The 3,095-nt window shown below is 45.1% G+C and carries 3 protein-coding genes and 1 pseudogene; 1 reads left to right on the top strand and 3 read right to left on the bottom strand.

Translation table 11 applies throughout. The annotated features are described in order from the left end of the window. Window positions 1-121: 121 nt before the first annotated feature. The 3 genes and pseudogenes from RMO84_RS10400 to RMO84_RS10410 form a co-directional block, all read right to left on the bottom strand. Window positions 122-973: pseudogene (locus tag RMO84_RS10400) on the bottom strand (FAD-dependent oxidoreductase); the annotation flags it as partial. 188 nt (window positions 974-1,161) lie between these two features. Continuing rightward, window positions 1,162-1,935: an SDR family oxidoreductase gene (locus RMO84_RS10405; protein ID WP_310488394.1), complete on the bottom strand. Its 774-nt coding sequence runs from the start codon at window positions 1,933-1,935 to the stop codon at window positions 1,162-1,164. Window positions 1,936-2,120: 185 nt separating this feature from the next. After that, window positions 2,121-2,429, bottom strand: a complete 309-nt coding sequence (locus tag RMO84_RS10410; protein WP_310488395.1) for a YkvA family protein — start codon at window positions 2,427-2,429, stop codon at window positions 2,121-2,123. A 351-nt stretch (window positions 2,430-2,780) separates the two neighbouring features. Between RMO84_RS10410 and RMO84_RS10415 the strand changes: the two genes are divergently transcribed. After that, the coding region (locus tag RMO84_RS10415) for an ATP-binding cassette domain-containing protein (RefSeq protein ID WP_310488396.1) at window positions 2,781-3,095 on the top strand (315 nt) is incomplete at its 3' end.

The raw sequence follows: 3,095 nt of genomic DNA on the forward strand, positions 1-3,095 counted from the left end.
TTTAAATTTTGCTAGCCTATTTGCGAACAATTCAGTTTACAAAGAAAAACATGGTTACTTTCGATAACGAGAATTCAGCCTTGATATTACATCTTCCATGTCTTTAGCAAGTTCTAAACTGATAGGTTTTGCCATTTGCTAGTTCGACACCAACTGCTTTACCGCGTTCGGTGATAATTTTCGTCACCCGCGATTGATAGTGAATTTCGCCACCCGCTTTTTGTAAGCCGGAAACTAACTTTTGGGCAATTTGACCGACACCACCTTTGGGATAATTAATACCACCGTAATGGCGATCGGAAAATACCATGCCAGCATTAATCATTGGAGTCATGTCCGCCGGTACCACCGACCAAATATAACACTCCATATCGATGAACCTAAGCACATCTGGATCTTTAATATGTTTGCGGGCAATATCGCCGACATTTAAAGGTAAATACTTAACCAAACCCAGACAGGCGGCTGGATGCTGAAAAAATACGCGCGTGAGATAGCGCAACTCCTCCAGCGATAACAAATCCATCGCATTCAGACAATTAAATACCTGCCAGCACTCATCATAAAATCGTCTAATCCCCCTAGCTTCATGGGGAAACTTGGCAAATAGTTCTTGCAAAAACTTTTCGTAATCCTGATGAACCTTAATATCTAAGTTATCGGGTAAATGATATTGCACCTGCACGGGATCGGGAATTGTCTCGATCCTCTCGCCCACCGCAGCTAGCGCGCGTGTCAACAAATTGGTCGTACCTTGCTTGCCAAAGCCAAAAATCATCGAAGCACCAACGTCAAATCGATAACCCTCGCGATCGAAATAACCCGCACTCCCGCCTGGAATCAGATATCGCTCCAATACCAATACTTTCGCACCTTTAGCCGCTAATTGCGTCGCCGTCACCAATCCGCCAATTCCCGAACCGATAATAATGGCATCAAAAGTAGTTTGCTCGGTAATTGCACTGACTGTCATAAATGAATCTTAAAAACTTAAAAGATCGCGCTCCCCTTAATTTTACTCTTTATTCCCCCCGAACCCAAACCCCAAACCAACCTGTTGAGCCAAATTACTGGCGCGTAAAATCTACTATCCTGCGGCTCCGCTAAATCCCCATCCTAACTACCCAATTCTCAATTCTCAATTCTCAATTCTCAATTAATTTAATAGCCACCACCATTGGAATTTAGCGTCTGTCCGGTAATCCATTGAGCATCATCCGTTGCCAACCATCCAATCAACCGTGCGGCATCTGCTGGTTCGCCCCATCTGCCTTGCGGATTGGCGGCACGAATTAGCTCGTGCAGCTCGGCATCCGCCCAGCCGGTATCTGTCGCTCCAGGATTAACAGTATTAACGGTAATTCCCCTAGAAATTAGATGAGCGGACAAACTGAGCGTAAGTTGTTGCACAGCACCTTTAGAAGCCACATAAGCAAGCTCACCTGGCATTGGCGTCAGGTGTTGTCCGGAAGTCAGCAACACGACTCGACCAGAACTTTTGTGATGTTGCGCCGCAAATGCTTGCACCAATAATAATGTCCCGCGCACATTGACATGTAAATGGCGATCGATCTCGGCTGCGGTCAGTTCTGCTAACGCGCCCATCGTACTATAGGTATGGTTCGCCACCAAAATATCGATATGGCCAAAGCTTTGCACCGCCGCATCCATAATTTGGGCTGGTACGTGAGGATCGCTAAAATCTCCCTCAGCATGAGCGATTTTTGTGCCAGATTCTTCTAATGTGGCAATTAAGGCAGCAATCCCATCAGCATCGGCTCCCCACGCTCGACCGGCATCATAAGGCGTGAAGGAATGAATAAAAACATCGGCACCCATTGCAGCGAGTCTTTGGGCGATCGCAAATCCGATCCCTTTGCGCCGACTGACGCCGGTAACTAGAGCGACACGACCTGTTAATACTCTTTCTGTCACGAAGATCTATCTCTCGAACTAAATTAAAATTTTCTCGATCGCCAGCTCGCAATCCTGTCAGCTTATTATCACATTTAACTCAAAGATTACTTCATCGATCGTCTCCACATAGGTTAAGCCAAAACCCCGACTTTTTAAAAAAGTCGGGGTTTTCACATCACTAGTCGCTTTAGCTATTAGTGTATCTATTCAACTTGAACTGCTTTAACATCAACTGGAGCGTCTTCAACAGATGTTGGTGTTGATGTTGTTGCTTTGTCAGCTCTAGTATTGTGGGCTTGTAGTTTTTCTTTGGCAATTTGGGAAACTTCGGCAATCAGTAAGGAAATGATAATCCCATCGTCAAGCCAACCAATTACAGGGAAAATATCGGGGGAAATATCGATCGGGCTAACGAGATAAAGAAGGGAGCCAGCTACTACCCACCATCGATATTTGGGATTACGTAGCAAATCGCGATACCAGTTGTAAATCGATTGGATGGAAAAGTTCATATCGGTTTCCTTGAATCTATTTCTGAGCTGTTTCCATCATCTTTCAATTCCATCAAATCTGATAGGTGTGGAAAACTGATATTTTTGTCGTGTCGTCCACACCTTCATCACAACAGCACGATCTCACTCGCTCATGTCATTGTCATTTAACAATGATAGTCGCTAAATTCAATTCGTTGGCGTAGCGTCTCTGACAGAGCATCGACAGGATGTCGTCATCAAGGCAGTGCGCGCAGTGGCAGATGAAGTGAGAACTCAAAGTTGCAACTAAATCAGCGATCTTACAGTCGAAAGATTTGTAAGTGGAAACTTGGCGATGCGATCGCCGATACCTAAATTACCAATTAAATTATGGTGACACAGCCCGAGCTAATTATTTCCACTGAAAATCTCACCAAATCTTATGGCAAACGCCCTGTTGTCAGCAACCTCAATTTATCAGTGCCGAGAGGATCGATCTGTGGTTTTCTCGGTGCTAATGGAGCGGGTAAAAGTACCACAATTAAGCTACTGCTGGGGCTAGTACAGCCGACAAGTGGTGTCGGGACAGTTTTCGGTAAAAATATTGTCAATGACAGCGTAGCGATTCGCGAACGCGTAGGTTTCCTGGCTCAGTCACCAAGTTTTTATGGCTATTTAACTGCCCGCGAAACACTCCAGTTTGTG

Origin of the sequence: Chamaesiphon sp. VAR_69_metabat_338 (assembly GCF_031423935.1) — a bacterium.
GTDB lineage: Bacteria > Cyanobacteriota > Cyanobacteriia > Cyanobacteriales > Chamaesiphonaceae > Chamaesiphon.

Coding starts and splice junctions, on each gene's coding strand:
- RMO84_RS10410 (WP_310488395.1), bottom strand. CDS start 2,429: ATGAACTTTTCCATCCAATCGATTTACAACTGGTATCGCGATTTGCTA.